This window comes from Bradyrhizobium semiaridum (assembly GCF_020329505.1).
In the GTDB taxonomy this organism is placed as follows: Bacteria; Pseudomonadota; Alphaproteobacteria; order Rhizobiales; family Xanthobacteraceae; genus Bradyrhizobium; species Bradyrhizobium semiaridum.
Genome location: NZ_JAGKJJ010000002.1, coordinates 97,571 through 111,505 on the forward strand (window position 1 = coordinate 97,571; position 13,935 = coordinate 111,505).

Consider the following 13,935-nt stretch of genomic DNA (forward strand, 5'->3'; position numbering starts at 1 on the left):
AGAGACAGTGACGGCAACGGCGGCACAGGCAATCGTAAGGCGGCGCATGGGGAAATCTCCGGTTTGAAAATGGTACGCTCCGCAAGGCAATGTCGGAGCTCTGGGGCCGATCGCCCCGGACATGCAGTGAGTGTTGCATTCCCGCGAACAGGTTCAACGCGGATGAGGTGCCAGTTGCGGCCGTGAACGTCCCAAATTGCGCGATCGAACATGCTAGCGCTACAGTCCGCGAACTGCGATTCGCGACGGTGTTCGCGGGCCTTCGTTTCGGCGGCGCGGGCCGACAGCGGTTTCGTACGCTCACGATCTACAAGGCGGGCTGGATCATCGGCGGCTCCGGACCGGTCACGAGGTCGGCTTGATGGCGAACGCCGATCTGAGCGGCCTTGCCATCACGAATGCGCTAAACCTCAGCGGAACAGATGCAGTGCTGCGTATTGCAGCAACATGATGGTCTTGGCGTCGACGATGCGCCCGTCGGCGATCATCGCGAGTGCCTCGTCGATGCCGAGCTCCAGCACCTCGATGTCCTCGCCCTCGTCGGCAAGTCCGCCGCCGTCGCCAATGCGCATCGCAGCGTCGTATTCGGCGACGAAGCAGTGCAGCTTCTCGGTCACCGCGCCCGGACTGGTGAAGGCCTCGAACACCTTTTGCACGTGGGTCAGCCGGTAGCCGATCTCTTCCTCGGCCTCGGCACGAATCCGCGCCTCCGGCTCGGCGTCCTCGAGCATGCCGGCGGCAACCTCGATCAGGAGGCCGTCATAGCCGTTGGCGAAGGCCGGAAAGCGGAACTGGCGCACCAGCACGACGGTACGGCGAGCGAGATTGTAGGGCAGCAGCGCAGCACCGCTGCCGCGTTCGAAAACGTCGCGCAACTGGGTCTGCCATTCGCCGTTGGCGCGCCGATAATCGAATCGCGCGCGCTTCAGCTCGTAGCGGCCCTTGGCGAGCGTTTCGACATCCTTGATGCGAACGCGGTCGGCAATGCTCATGCGGAAACCCCAACGCTGCTCACGGTGTCGGGTCGCGGCCGTCGAGCCATTTGGCGAGCATCACCGAGGTCGACTCTTCATAGCCGAGCGACTGGTAGAACGCGCCAGCCTTGGCATTTTCGCGGCGGACCAGCAGTTGCAGCTTCGGCACGCCGGCCGCGCGCAGCCAGTCCTCGGCCGCGGACATGATGATGCGGCCAAGGCCCTTGCCCTGGCGACCAGGATCGACAGCAACGTAGTAGACCCAGCCGCGATGGCCATCATGGCCGACCATCGCGGTCGCGACGATCTTGCCGTCGTCGCGGCCGACCAGCACGGCCGAGGCCGGTCCGCGACGCGCCAGCGCGATGTCTGCGGCGGGATCGTTCCACGGCCGGGTGAGGCCGCACGCCTGCCAGAGCGCGACGACATCGGCGACGTCGTCGTCGGTGATCGGAGCAATCGAAAGGGGCGTCATGGTCGCCTGCGCCGTCACAGCACCTTGCCCGGATTCATGATGCCGAGCGGATCGAGCATCGCCTTGATCGAGCGCATCAGCTCGATCGCGACCTTGTCCTTGACGTCGGGCAGCTCGTCGCGCTTGAGCACGCCGATGCCGTGCTCGGCCGAGATCGAGCCGCCCATTCGCAGCACGATCTCGAACACCACGGCGTTGACGTCGTGCCAGCGCGCCAGGAAATCGGCGGCATTGCCTCCGATCGGCTGGCTGACATTGTAGTGGATGTTGCCGTCGCCGAGATGGCCGAACGGCACCGGCCGCGACCCCGGGATCAGCTTCACCACGGCCGCATTGGCCTCCTCGATGAAGGCGGGCACGGCCGCGACCGGCACCGAAATGTCGTGCTTGATCGAGCCGCCCTCCGGCTTCTGCGCCGCCGACATCTCGTCGCGCAGCTTCCAGAACGCCTGGCGCTGGCTCAGATTGGCCGCGATCACGGCGTCGTCGACGATGCCCTCCTCCATCCCCTTGGCGAGGATCGCCTCCAGCGTGTCGCGGGCGTCGTCGCGCGACGACGACAGCTCCATCAGCACGTACCAGGGATACTTGGTGGTCAGCGGATCGCGGATGTCGATGCCGTGGCGGATCGAGAAGTCGACCGCGATGTCGGCGAGCAGTTCGAAGCTGGTCAGTGCGCCTGCCGCCTCGTTGCGCGAGATCGACAGCAGTTTTAGCGCCGCGGCCGGCGATTGCAGTCCGACATAGGCGGTCTCGACCGCGCGCGGCCTCGGAAACAGCTTCAGCGTCGCTGCGGTGATGATGCCGAGCGTGCCCTCGGCGCCGATGAAGAGGTTGCGCAAATCGTAACCGGTGTTGTCCTTCTTCAGCTTCGACAGCGCGTTCAGCACCCGCCCGTCGGCCAGCACTACTTCGAGCCCGAGCGCCATCTCGCGCGCCACGCCATAGGCGAGCGCCGCGGTGCCGCCGGCATTGGTCGAGAGGTTGCCGCCGATCGTGCAGCTGCCTTCGGCACCGAGCGACAGCGGGAACAGCCGGTCGACGTCGGCCGCCTTCTGCTGCGCGATCTGCAGCACCACGCCGGCTTCGCAGGTCATGGTGTTGGACTCGACGTCGATGTCGCGGATCTTGTCCAGCCGTCGCAGCGACACCACCACTTCGCCATTGTGCGGCGTCTGGCCGCCGACCAGGCCGGTATTACCGCCCTGCGGCACCAGCGCGATCCGGTGCTCGCTGGCGAGCTTGCAGATCGCCGCGACCTCGGCGGTCGAGCCGGGACGCAGCACCAGCGGCGAGCGGCCATGGAACAGGTCGCGCTCCTCGGTGACGTAGGGCTTGATGTCGGCGGCGTCGGTGACCGCGTATTTCGCGCCGACGATGGCGCGGAATTTCTCGATCAGGTCGGGCGAAAGCGGCGGCACGGCAGGCTTTGCGATGTTCATCTTGTTCTTGGTCTTTCACTCACGCAGAAATCTAGCTCCGTCCGACCGCGGCACGGCGCAGGCGGTCGTTGATGGCTTCGCCCAGACCGTCCTCGGGAATCGGCACCACTGCGATCGCATCGGCGTTTCGCTTGTCGAGCGTACGAAGGTAGCCGAACAGATTGGCGGCAGCCTCGGCGAGATCGCCGCTCTCCGACAGGTTCATCACCACGGAGGCGCATTCGCTGCGCGCGACTTTGCTGCGCCCGAACGCCAGCAGCGCCTCGCCGACATGGACGTCGCTGGCATTGAGCCTAACAGGGGTGCGCGGCGCGTAATGCGAGGCGAGCATGCCGGGCGCGACCGGCTGGCCTTCGCTCTCGGCGTCCTGCGGCGGCGACTGCAAGGGATGGCCGAGCACGCGCTCGATCTCCTCGCGCGTCAGCCCGCCGGGCCGCAGCAGCACCGGATCGGAGAAGCAGCCGACAATGGTCGATTCGACGCCGACCTCGACCGGGCCGCCGTCGATGATCAGGTCGATGCGGCCGGCGAGGTCGCCGCTCACATGCTCCGCCGTGGTCGGCGAGACGTGGCCGGAGAGATTCGCCGAGGGCGCCACCACCGCGCCGCCGAAGGTCTTGATGATGTCGCGGGCCACCTTGTGGGCGGGGACGCGAATCGCGACCGTGTCGAGCCCGGCGGTAGCCAGCTCCGCCACCGGGCAGGAAAGGGCTTTCGGCAGCACCAGGGTCAGCGGTCCCGGCCAGAAGGCTTCGGCGAGCCGCAGCGCCTGGCCGTCGAACAGCGCGATCCTCCGCGCGGCGGCGAGGTCGGCGACATGGGCGATCAGCGGATTGAAGGCCGGCCGGCCCTTGGCCTCGTAGAGGCGGGCGATCGCGCCGGCATTGCCGGCATCGGCGCCGAGGCCGTAGACCGTCTCGGTCGGAAATGCCACCAGGCCGCCCTCGGCCAGCACCCCTGCCGCAGTGGCAGTGGCGGCGGCGCCAGCGGGCAAAACGTGCGTTTTCAGACCTGTATCCACGGTGACTAAATCCTCAAAGGGTGCCTTGCAGTCCCTGAAACCCGACGCTATAAGCCCGGCTCTTAGTCGGAGTGTGGCTCAGCCCGGTAGAGCACTGCGTTCGGGACGCAGGGGTCGCAGGTTCGAATCCTGCCACTCCGACCATTCATTTTTCAGGCGTTTTTTGATTGCCGGCGGTTCCCAAGTCAATCGCCAACGCCTGTTCGATCTCACCAGCTGCTTCACCTCGTTGTCATAGCAGCTTCTGCTGCAGCGGTCGCGCGGGATTTGCGACGCGTCCGGTTCCTGGCGTCCCGGCCGAATTCGTAAAGGCGTTGGTGCTGGGTGGGCAACGGCCGTTCGTCATGCTCAGTATCCGCTCTCCTTACGGCGTCACCAAAACGGGCAGGGCGTCCAGCCGGGATCTCAGATGCGCCAGCGATGCTTACAAGATGACGTTGTCGGCCAACATCGTTCAGAACGGTGCGCAGCTCTCGGGCAACTGGGTTCGAGAGCGAGTACCGGCAGGGCGGCAAGATCACGGGGACCAGCACCGATGACGGGCTGATCGAGGCGCGAATTGAAGGCGAGACGTTGCCGCGCTGGTGAAAATCAAGACCAAAGGCAGCCACCAGTCGTTCGTCATGGATGCGCCTGGCTCGTGGCTCTCGCAGGTCGCGATCGAGTTGAAGAAAGATGCGCGCTGATCGTGAGCCGTAACTGCTGAGCCATAATTCCACGTTCTCGCGACATGAATTGCCCGAGTTTTGCATTTCGTTTCGCCGCTCCGAGAGCAGAGGGCGCAGGGAAAGCCGGGTGCCGATCGCACCCATGGGCCCCGAGCGATGGGTAGTAAGCTCGGGGGTAGGACCACAGGTGTAACCGGAAACAACCCGGCTTTCCCTGCGCGATGGGTTACGGCTTATACGTGCTTACCCCGGCGAGACTGGGCTTTGTTGTCACCGCCCTCGCAAGACGCAATTGCATCGAGCGAGAGGACACCTGCCACCAGGGCGTCCGGCCTGCACGACTTCACCGTCCGCCTCGCGTGCTGTCGTCACTGACACGCGCGACGTCCACCGCATCTCACCGCAACACCGTGACGATGCGCAGCGCCCCTCGATCGGGTGAGACGGGCACATTGAACATCTGAGTTGGGGAGCGCGTCAAGAGGAAATTCGGAAAATAAGAATGGGTGACTGGGTGGCTTGTGGAGCTAAGCCGGGTTGCCCGTCGGGTTACTTTGTCGCATCTGTCGGGGCCGGAGCGAGCATTCACAGGGGGCGGGCGCTGCGGACGTCGACATCATGCATCGATCCGAAGATCGATGTGGCCCTCGGATCAGACGGGTGATCCGTGGCGCCGGTCTTCGCTATCACAAGGAAAACCTCTATGTGGAGCGCCCCGCCGAAATAACCGGCGTCATAGTCGATGGCGGAAAATTGATGCCGCCCCATCGCCAGCACAAGAGAATTCGCGTTGGTGAGGCAAGTCTGAAGGCAGAAAAGACGCCGTTTTTTGCCCAGAGAATATCAGGCCAACTCACGGGTTGAAGGGGCAACTCAAACAGATATGCCTTCATAGTAGATCGCCGCAGCATACAGGATAAGTGGTGCTCAACCGCTGGCCGCGACCTCTGCCGGCGCGGTGAGCGGGCGCCAGGCGGCGAGGGCGGCACGTGCGATCAGCTCGAGCTGCTGCCGGCTGGCGCCGTCGCGGGCCTGGATCGACATGCCCTGCTGCACCGTCACGTAATATTTGGCGATCGCATCGAGATCGGCCGCGGGCGAGATCTCGCCGCGCGCGACGCCTTGGCGCAATCGCTCGCGCAGATCCTTCACGGTCTGTGCGCGATGCTCGACGAGTTCGCGGCGCACCGTCTCGGAATGCTCCCCCGGATGCAGCGCCGACAGCACGACGAGACAACCCGGGGGACGCGAGCGACGGGTGAAGACACGGGCGGTCTGCATCAGGAAGGTTTCCACCGTGTCGTAGGCGGTATGGGCGCGCATCGCTGCGCCCCAGATCAGGTCGCCCTCGTTCCTGACGTAATAATCGAGCGCCTGGCGGAACAGCTCCTCCTTGCCGCCGAACGCGGCGTAGAGGCTCGGCGAGGCTATCCCCATCGCCGTGGTCAGGTCCGCCATCGAGGCGCCCTCATAGCCTTTCAGCCAGAACACCTCCATGGCGCGGGCCAGCGCGGCATCCTTGTCAAAACTTCGGGGACGGCCACGGTCGGCCATGGTTCCCTCCATTTCTGTGTCATTCATTAAATAATTCACTTGACGTCCCGGCGCAACGGTTCTTATTTATGTGTCAATCGTTACAGATATAACCAGGGAGTCTCCCATGACCCAGTCACTGCAAGGAAAACGCGCCCTCGTCACCGGCGGCAGCCGCGGCATCGGCGCCGCGATCGCAAAGCGTCTCGCGGCCGAGGGCGCCGACGTCGCCATCACCTATGAACGTTCGGCCGACCGTGCCGAAGCGGTCGCCGGCGAGATCAAGCAGCAGGGCCGGCGCGCGCTGGCGCTCAAGGCGGACAGCGCCGATGCCGCGGCCGTGCGCGGCGCGGTGGAAGCCGCCGCCAAGGCATTCGGCGGTCTCGACATCCTCGTCAACAATGCCGGCATCTTCCGCGGCGGGCCGATCGAAAACCTCACGCTGGAGGACATCGACGCCACGCTCGCGGTGAACGTGCGGGCGGTGGTGGTCGCCTCGCAGGCCGCAGCCGCGCATATGGGCGAGGGCGGCCGTATCATCAATATTGGCAGCAACCTCGCGACCCGCGTGCCTGATGCCGGCATGAGCCTCTATTCGATGAGCAAGTCGGCGCTGATCGCTTGGACCCAGGGGCTGGCGCGCGACCTGGGCGGCCGCGGCATCACCGTCAACATCGTGCATCCCGGCTCGACCAACACCGACATGAATCCGGTCGACGGACCGGGCGCCGAGGCACAGCGTGGCCGCATGGCGATCAAGCGCTACGGCAAGGCCGAGGACGTCGCGGCGCTGGTCGCCTTCGTCGCCGGGCCTGAAGCCGGCTCGGTCAATGGTGCCGGCCTGACCATCGACGGCGGCGCCAACGCGTGACGCTGCTGCCGCGACAGGCGCGTTGTTACGCGCTTGTCGCACTGGCAACGGCAACCGCAGTCGCTGCTGCGCCCTATTCGCCCGGAACCAGGTGGCCGATCGGCGGCCGCTGCGCGAGGCGGCGATGGCGGCGGCGCGACAGATAGAGCAGATAGCCGGTGACCGTGAACAGCGGCATGGTGGCAGCGGCCAGCATGAAGGCGAGCTTGCCCGGCCAGCCGAGGATGGCGCCGCGGTGGATGTCGAGCACGCCGGCAAGGACGCGCTCGCCGAACGTCTTGTCGGCGTAGCGGTCCGCCGAGATCACGCGTCCCGTCACGGCATCGATGCGGAATTCGTCACGCACGCTGTCGAGCGACGCATCGCGCGCCCATGACCTGACGCGCACGATGGTGCCGTCGCCGCCCGGCATCGTCAGCAGCGCCCGGCCGTAGCTGCCGCCCTCCTGCTGCAGAAATGCCGACCAGACGCGATCGAAGGGATCACGGCGTGCAGCGAGCGGTGCAGGCCGCGGCCGCGCAGCGCCAGATTCGGCTTCAGCCACATCCTGACGCTGCGTACGCGGTGCGGCCAGCGCAGCACGAGTCCTGAAATCAACATCACGATCAGGCAGATCGCGGCCGTTCCGGTGATCTTGCGGCCCCAGCCATTGCCGTCGCCGGGCAGCAGCAGCCAGCGATGCAGTTTGCGGACGGTGGCGAAGAAATCCTCGGCCCGCGGCGAGCCGAGCACGTGCCCGTCATAGGGATCGACATAGACCGAGGATGGCCGCGTGCCGTCCTCGCTGCGGGCAAATCGTATGCGCGCCGCGGCCGCCGGATCGCTCGACATCGTCACGGCGGATGCCTTGCCGAAGTCCCCGGCCGTGCGCAGCCGCGCGATCAGCTGGTCCGGCGTCAGCCGTGGCGTTGCGCTCGAATCGACGCGCATGATGTCGTGGTTCAGGCTGGCCTGGATCTCATCCTCGAACGCCATCGTTGCGCCGGTGATCCCGACCACGGCCCACAGCAGCGCGAGCACGAGGCCGACGACGGAATGGACCTGCAGCAACGCGGCCTTGATCGCGGATTTGCTCATGACGGGGACTGAATTGGGGAGGGCACTGGAACCAGCGGGCTCGTTGCAGTCGCCGCCTTTTCAACAGCGCGCCGGGACCCTACCCAACGGCGCGCCGCGATGCCACAGGGCTAGTTTGGAATCGATCCAGCTTGCTGTCGAAGGGGCGTTGCTCCATCTCCGTCATTGCGAGCGAAGCAATCCATCCCTCCTCATGCGCGCACCCATGGATTGCTTCGCTGCGCTCGCAACGACCGGGGCGGCAGCGTTCACAATACCTTCATGTGGGCGCTCGGCCGACCTTCGTGGCGGCCTCGCCGCCCGAGCGAATGCCTATCCCGCGGACGCCGTCAGAACTTCACCGTCGCCGAGAGCGAGAAGCGCCGCGCGTCGCCGAGCGCGACGTTCAGATTGCTGACGGCGGAGGGATAGTAGACGTTGTCGAACAGGTTCTTGACGTTGAACTGGTAGATCACCGGGAATGTGTCGACCTTGGTCTCATAGGTCGCGAAGATGTCCGCCACCGTATAGGACGGCAGCACAAACGTGTTCGCGGCATCGCCGGGCCGGTCGCCGACATAGCGCGCGCCGCCGCCAAGCCGGAGCCGGCCGGGCAGGGCGGTGCCGAAATCGTAGACCAGGTAGAGCGAGGCGGTGTTCAGCGCGACGTTCTGCAGCTGCTTGCCGGCGAAGGTCGGATCCTCGGTGACCCGGGCGTCGGTATAGCCATAGCTGCCGATCATGCTCCAATTCTCGGTCAGCCGTCCGGTGACGTCGACCTCGGCGCCGCGCGAGCGCACCTTGCCGGCCGCGGTGTAGACGTTGAGGCCGGTCGAAGGATCGAGCTGGCTGACCAGCACGTTGCGCTTCTCGATGTCGTAAACCGCGACGGTGCCGGAGAGCCGCTTGTTGAGATCGAACTTGACGCCGGTCTCGTACTGCGTGCCTTCCTCCGGCGCGATGTTGGAGCCGAGCACCACGCCGCCGCCATTGGCGAGCGCCGCGATGGTCGAGTTCGGCTTCGCCGACTGGGTATAGCTGGCATAGAGCGACACTTCGTCGGTGAGCTTGAGGATCATGCCGCCGAGCGGCAGCACCTTGTCGGCGGAGACGTTGGTGTTGGTGACGAACGGTCGCCCTTTGCCGGCGAGCTGGTCGTAATCCATGTAGCGCATGCCGCCGACCAGCGCGAAGCGCTCGGTCACATGCAGCGTGTCCTGGAAGAACAGCGACCACTGGCCGAGCTTGTCGGTCTGGGCGCTGTCGGCGGCCGAGATCGTCGTACCGGGCGTGATCAGGCCGTAGACCGGATTGTAGAAGTTGAAGTTCGGCGTCGCCTGCCGAATCAGGTTGTCGCGATAGATGGTGCGATACTGCCCGTCGCCGCCGAACAGGATCTCGTTGCGCATGTTGCCGAGCCAGACATTGCCCTGCAGATAGGACGTGCCGTAGCTGGCATTGCTGAGCGAGCCCCAGGTGCCGTCGTTGCTGCGCTTCTCGATGCCGGTCTTGGCATCGACGCCGGTGATGCGGAGCTGGTTGGCGCTGAAGGTCTCGGTGTTGTAGCTGTAGGCGGCGAACAGCTTCCAGTTCTCGTTTAGGCAGTGCTCGACCGAGGCCTGGATCAGGTCGGATGTGCCCCACATGTTGTTGAAGGGCTCGTCGAGCCGGCGCGTCTTGGGAATCGCCAGCGGCGCGTTGTTGACGAATGCGGTGCCGCGGTCGAACGGGGTGATGAATTCGCGGTGCTCGTAATTGAGCTGGACCGTCGTATTCTCGCCGTACCAGGCCAGTGACGGCGCGACCAGCATTTCGCGGTGGCGGCCGAAATTGCGCCAATAGTCCTCGCTGACGCCATAGCCGATGAAGCGATAGGCGAGGCCGCGCTCGCCGATCGGGCCGGTAATGTCGATGGTGCCGTCGGCGCCGGTCCTGGAGTTGGCGTAGCTCGAGCCGAGCAGCGTGACCGAGCCGTGCTGATAGAGCTCGGGCCGCTTGCTGATGGTGTTGACGATGCCGCCGGGATCCATGATGCCGTAGAGCAGCGAAGCCGGCCCCTTCAGCACCTCCACGCTTTCGACCGCGGCATTGAGGCTGCGGCCCTGCACCAGCGGCATGCCGTTGCGCATGACCGAGCCATCGCGGTTGTCGCCGAAGCCGCGGCGCATCACCGCGTCCTGGGTACCGGCCAGCGTGTTGGCCTGGGTGACGCCGGAGACATTGGCGAGCGCGTCGTCGAGGTTACGCGGCAGCTGATCCTTCAGCACCTGCTCGGGAACGACGTTGACGGTTTGCGAGGTGTCGAGCGGCGAGGCGCCGCTGCGCAGCGTGGTCGAGCTTGGCATTGCGCGGTAGTGGAGCTTGGCCTCGTTGAGCACCGCGGCCGCCGCCGCGGCGCGCTGCGACGCTGTCGGCGGTGCCGGCTCGGCGTTGCGCTGGCGGGCGGCGGCGGCTGCCCGCCTGGGCTTCGCGGCAGGTGACGCCGCGCTTGCCGGCTTGCGCTTCTGCACAGCCTCGACGGTGACGGGCGGCAGCGCGACATTCGATTGAGCGCGCGCTGACGCTACCGAGAAGGACATGCCGGCAAACAGGAATGCGGCGCCGATCAGGAGACGGCTGCGCCTTCTGTCGGCGGAATTTCGAGTGAGTCCGACAGGCCGTCCATCAACCAGATCAATCACGTCTTACTTTCCACGCAGGCGTTCGTCCACGCCGGCGCGTCTAGCAGCCGCAGCGCGCAAAAAGAACCGCGCCCAGTTTGAATCGCTCTAACCGGGCTCGATCTTGAATCGCTCTAGATTTTCCAGTGTTGCGTGCGCGTCAGGACATTGCGAGGCTGACGGATGCCGAGCCGACCGTGCCGGTGCTGATGCCGCCGCGCGCCATCGATTCGATCTCGGTCCAGTTCTCGCGGAAGATCCGCGCCGCTTCGCCGGCGCTGTCGGCATGGATCGTCAGGCTGCACGCGCGTCTGGTGCCATTGCTGGCGAGCTGGAAGTGAAGAACGTAACCAGATTGGTCTGCGCGCCTTGCGCCCAACGGTCCCTGCTGCATGAAGTTTTCCCCAATCACGTGTTTTTGGCCGCCCGCGCCAAGGATTGGAAGCGCGATGCGGCGCAGTCGTGATTCAAAAGAGGCAATCGGCCTGATCGTGCGTTTTGTTCGAGTGTGTTGCCGGGATTCAACACAGCATGGAACCGGCGGCGGCAATCTCAGCGTTGCGGTGCGTGCACGTCGCACGCACACCATCGTGAAAGCCGCCGATCATCCTTCGCGTAACGCGGACGCATGCCCTTGCGTAGACCCGCCATGAGCGCGCCAGGGCGCGGAGGCCGGGGTTGCAGCAAGGGGAGAATCGTCCGCAATGAATCTGTCGTTCAACATCGCCGAACGCGGCGAGGGCTCCTATCGTCCACTGGCGATCCTGCGCTGGGTCATGGTGGTGATCTTCGTGTCGTTCGGCATGCAGAAGTTCACGCCGCAGTCGGCGCAGGGCATCGCCCAATTCATCACCAACAGCCCGTTCATCTCGTGGCTGTCGGTGTTCGGCCTGCGTGGCGAGGCCTATGTGCTGGGCGTCGCCGAGCTCGGTATCGCCGTGCTGCTGGCCGCCGGCGCATTCAGCCCATTGCTGTCGGCGATCGGTTCCTTCATGGGCGTCGTGACCTTTGCCATCACCTGGTCGTTCTTCTTCACGACGCCGGGCGTCGTGACATGGAGCGTGTCGTGGGATCCGATGGCCTGGAACCTGGCCGGCGAATTCCTGTTCAAGGACATCGTCCTGCTCTGCGTCTGCATCTTGCTGCTGCTGGCCTCCCTGCCGCGCTCTGCCATTCGGCTGCGCGCAACCGCGCGAGGTGATGGTTAACGCAGACCTAACTGGCGCGCTCCGCCGACTGTTGATCGAATGCAACTGACCTATGCAACCTTCGATTGACGAATTGTTGCTACTGAGAAACATCCCCGGTTGGGAGTTGAATGTGACCACGCCCGAAATACCGATGGCCGGCCTCGCAGGCGCCCGGGTTGCTTTGCCTTGGCCGGCATCTCCCATCCCCCGGACCATCGTGCATCATCTTGAACTGATTGCGGTTCCGGCACCCCGTGGCTGGTGCGCTGGAGGGCGGCTGCGGTCGCCGTGACGGCTCTGCTCGCCGTTGCGGCGCCGCGCCGCCCATCATGCGCACGGTAACGCGCGAGGCGCGCAATCGTGAATTCGGAAGGTCGGGTGGCGGGGCTAGACTCCGATCGATTGCATCACGATCACCCGTCTGGCTCGCTTAACCGGCTGCATCGCGCATCGCCCTGAACTTCATGCAACCACGGTCCTTGCTCCGGCACGCAGCGGTCCTGCTTGCCATTTGCTTCGGCATGCTGCCGTTCGCCCACGCGGATTCCGACATGGATGCGCAGATCAGGGACATCGTGAGCAGCGAGCTCGCGCCGACCGCGACGGCGTCCGATCCGGGCGGACTGGCGGCGGCGGTCTATGCCGGCGGCCGGGTCACGTTCTTCACCTACGGCTTTGCCGATGCCGCCGCGAAGCGGCCGGTGACGCCGGACACGCTGTTCAATCTCGCGTCGCTGCGGAAAATCTTCGAGGCGACGCTGGTCGCGCTCGGCACCGCGCGCGGCGAATTGCGGCTGGATGATCGCGTCAGCAAATATCTGCCGGAGCTGCACGGCAATTATATCAGCCGCGTCACCATCGGCGAACTGCTGACGCATACGTCGGGGCTGTTGCTGCCGACCGATCATCCGCCGTGGCCGAACGACAGTTTTACGCGCGAGCAGTTTGTCGCCATGCTCAATGCCTGGACGCCGCCGGCAGACGTCGAGCCGGGCAAGCAGCGCATCTACACCCATGCCGGCTACGTCCTGCTGCAACTCGTGCTGGAGCGGCGCTACCAGATGCCGATCGCAGCGCTGATCGAGAGCCGCATCCTGCAGCCGCTCGGCATGACCTCGACCTTCGTTCCGGCGCGCGGCGAGGACCATCGCGCGATCCTGCCGCCCGAGATCATGCAGCGCGTGGTGCAGGGCTATTCGGATCAGGGCATGGCGATCGGTGCGCCGGGCAGCCAGCAGAGCTACTACGACTTTCCCGGCACCGGCCAGATGTTCTCCTCGGCACGCGACCTCGGCATTCTGCTTCGCGCGTTGCTCGGCGGCGCCGTGATCGATCCCGACCTGCGCACGGCGCTGGAGATGACCGAGCGCGAGAGCTTTCGCATCGACGCGAGGTTCGGGCAGGCGATGGCGTGGGAGCACGTACGGCTCGACGGCGTCACCGTCATCGACAAGCCCGGCGGCCTCAACAACGCCTCGGCCTATGTCGGGCTGGTGCCGGCGCGGCGGCTCGGCATCGTGCTGCTCGCCAACCGCGGCGAATATCCGCACGAGATCGCGCGCTACAGGATCCTGCCCGCAATCGCAAAACTTTAGCCGCGGTCCGTGCCAATCCGATGACATTGCAGCGCAATCCGGAGGGGTGGCATGCGAAAAATCGCGATGGCGCCGAACCCCGGCCGGCTGTATAAGCCAGTAGCTTCTTCTCCTATTTGAAGAGGCTGATATGACCGATTTGAATCCTGATCTGCATTCCTGGCTCTCGCAACAGCCGCACGGCTTGCGAACCTTCAGGACCTTCCAGCAAAAACTCGAGACCTTGAGCAAGGACGACCCGGAGCAACGCGGCGTTTGCCGGCTGTTGAGCGGTCTCGTCGGCAGCTATGTCGAGGCGTTTGACGAGGAGCCGCTGCCGGTGGCGGTCGCCGACCATGCGTATAGCCGGCTGCTCGATCTCGTCGCAAGCCTGGATTTGAAGGGGAATCCCGACCGGCGTCTCGCCGACATCAACCGCGTCGCGGCCTTCAACCTGGTCAACTGAACGCT

At 65.3% G+C, this 13,935-nt stretch carries 12 protein-coding genes, 1 tRNA gene and 1 pseudogene; 7 read left to right on the forward strand and 7 right to left on the reverse strand.

Translation table 11 applies throughout. From position 1 onward, the window contains the following. Positions 1–410: 410 nt before the first annotated feature. The 4 genes from J6500_RS02860 to J6500_RS02875 are packed head-to-tail and all read right to left on the reverse strand — an operon-like array spanning position 411 to position 3,912. Complete coding sequence (locus tag J6500_RS02860) at positions 411–992, reverse strand: NUDIX hydrolase (protein WP_225711154.1); 582 nt, start codon at positions 990–992, stop codon at positions 411–413. Between the two features lie 19 nt (positions 993–1,011). Further along, positions 1,012–1,449, reverse strand: a complete 438-nt coding sequence (locus J6500_RS02865; RefSeq protein WP_225711155.1) for a GNAT family acetyltransferase — start codon at positions 1,447–1,449, stop codon at positions 1,012–1,014. Between the two features lie 14 nt (positions 1,450–1,463). Then, positions 1,464–2,891: an FAD-binding oxidoreductase gene (locus J6500_RS02870; RefSeq protein ID WP_225711156.1), complete on the reverse strand. Its 1,428-nt coding sequence runs from the start codon at positions 2,889–2,891 to the stop codon at positions 1,464–1,466. A 31-nt stretch (positions 2,892–2,922) separates the two neighbouring features. Then, a complete protein-coding gene (locus tag J6500_RS02875) occupies positions 2,923–3,912 on the reverse strand; it encodes an L-threonylcarbamoyladenylate synthase (RefSeq protein WP_225711157.1) in 990 nt (329 codons plus the stop codon). Positions 3,913–3,979: 67 nt separating this feature from the next. On the opposite strand from J6500_RS02875, the gene J6500_RS02880 reads away from it, so the two are divergent. Both J6500_RS02880 and J6500_RS02885 read left to right on the forward strand, forming a co-directional pair. Continuing rightward, a tRNA-Pro gene (locus J6500_RS02880) sits at positions 3,980–4,056 on the forward strand. 1,184 nt (positions 4,057–5,240) lie between these two features. Then, on the forward strand, positions 5,241–5,444 hold the full coding sequence (locus J6500_RS02885) for a hypothetical protein (protein ID WP_225711158.1): 204 nt from the start codon (positions 5,241–5,243) through the stop codon (positions 5,442–5,444). A 63-nt stretch (positions 5,445–5,507) separates the two neighbouring features. Here the strand turns inward: J6500_RS02885 and J6500_RS02890 are convergent, their stop codons facing one another. Then, positions 5,508–6,134, reverse strand: coding sequence for a TetR/AcrR family transcriptional regulator (locus J6500_RS02890; RefSeq protein ID WP_225711159.1), 627 nt, complete (start codon positions 6,132–6,134; stop codon positions 5,508–5,510). A 106-nt stretch (positions 6,135–6,240) separates the two neighbouring features. Between J6500_RS02890 and J6500_RS02895 the strand changes: the two genes are divergently transcribed. Next, positions 6,241–6,984, forward strand: a complete 744-nt coding sequence (locus J6500_RS02895) for an SDR family NAD(P)-dependent oxidoreductase (protein WP_225711160.1) — start codon at positions 6,241–6,243, stop codon at positions 6,982–6,984. Positions 6,985–7,057: 73 nt separating this feature from the next. Here J6500_RS02895 and J6500_RS02900 read toward each other — a convergent pair. Both J6500_RS02900 and J6500_RS02905 read right to left on the reverse strand, forming a co-directional pair. After that, positions 7,058–8,061: pseudogene (locus J6500_RS02900) on the reverse strand (PepSY-associated TM helix domain-containing protein). Between the two features lie 329 nt (positions 8,062–8,390). Then, on the reverse strand, positions 8,391–10,619 hold the full coding sequence (locus J6500_RS02905; RefSeq protein WP_225711497.1) for a TonB-dependent siderophore receptor: 2,229 nt from the start codon (positions 10,617–10,619) through the stop codon (positions 8,391–8,393). A gap of 227 nt (positions 10,620–10,846) precedes the next feature. Here J6500_RS02905 and J6500_RS02910 point away from each other — a divergent pair, with 227 nt between their 5' ends. The 4 genes from J6500_RS02910 to J6500_RS02925 all read left to right on the forward strand — a co-directional run bounded on the left by J6500_RS02910 (position 10,847) and on the right by J6500_RS02925 (position 13,930). Continuing rightward, entirely contained in the window at positions 10,847–11,041 is a 195-nt protein-coding gene (locus J6500_RS02910; RefSeq protein WP_225711161.1) for a hypothetical protein, read from the forward strand. Between the two features lie 363 nt (positions 11,042–11,404). Then, complete coding sequence (locus J6500_RS02915; RefSeq protein ID WP_225711162.1) at positions 11,405–11,908, forward strand: DUF417 family protein; 504 nt, start codon at positions 11,405–11,407, stop codon at positions 11,906–11,908. A 533-nt stretch (positions 11,909–12,441) separates the two neighbouring features. After that, positions 12,442–13,485 (forward strand): serine hydrolase, encoded by a 1,044-nt coding sequence (locus J6500_RS02920; RefSeq protein ID WP_225711163.1) that lies wholly within the window; start codon positions 12,442–12,444, stop codon positions 13,483–13,485. A 130-nt stretch (positions 13,486–13,615) separates the two neighbouring features. Beyond that, positions 13,616–13,930 carry a hypothetical protein gene (locus tag J6500_RS02925; protein WP_376707748.1) on the forward strand — a complete coding sequence of 105 codons (315 nt, stop codon included), beginning with the start codon at positions 13,616–13,618 and terminating at the stop codon, positions 13,928–13,930. Positions 13,931–13,935: the final 5 nt, after the last annotated feature.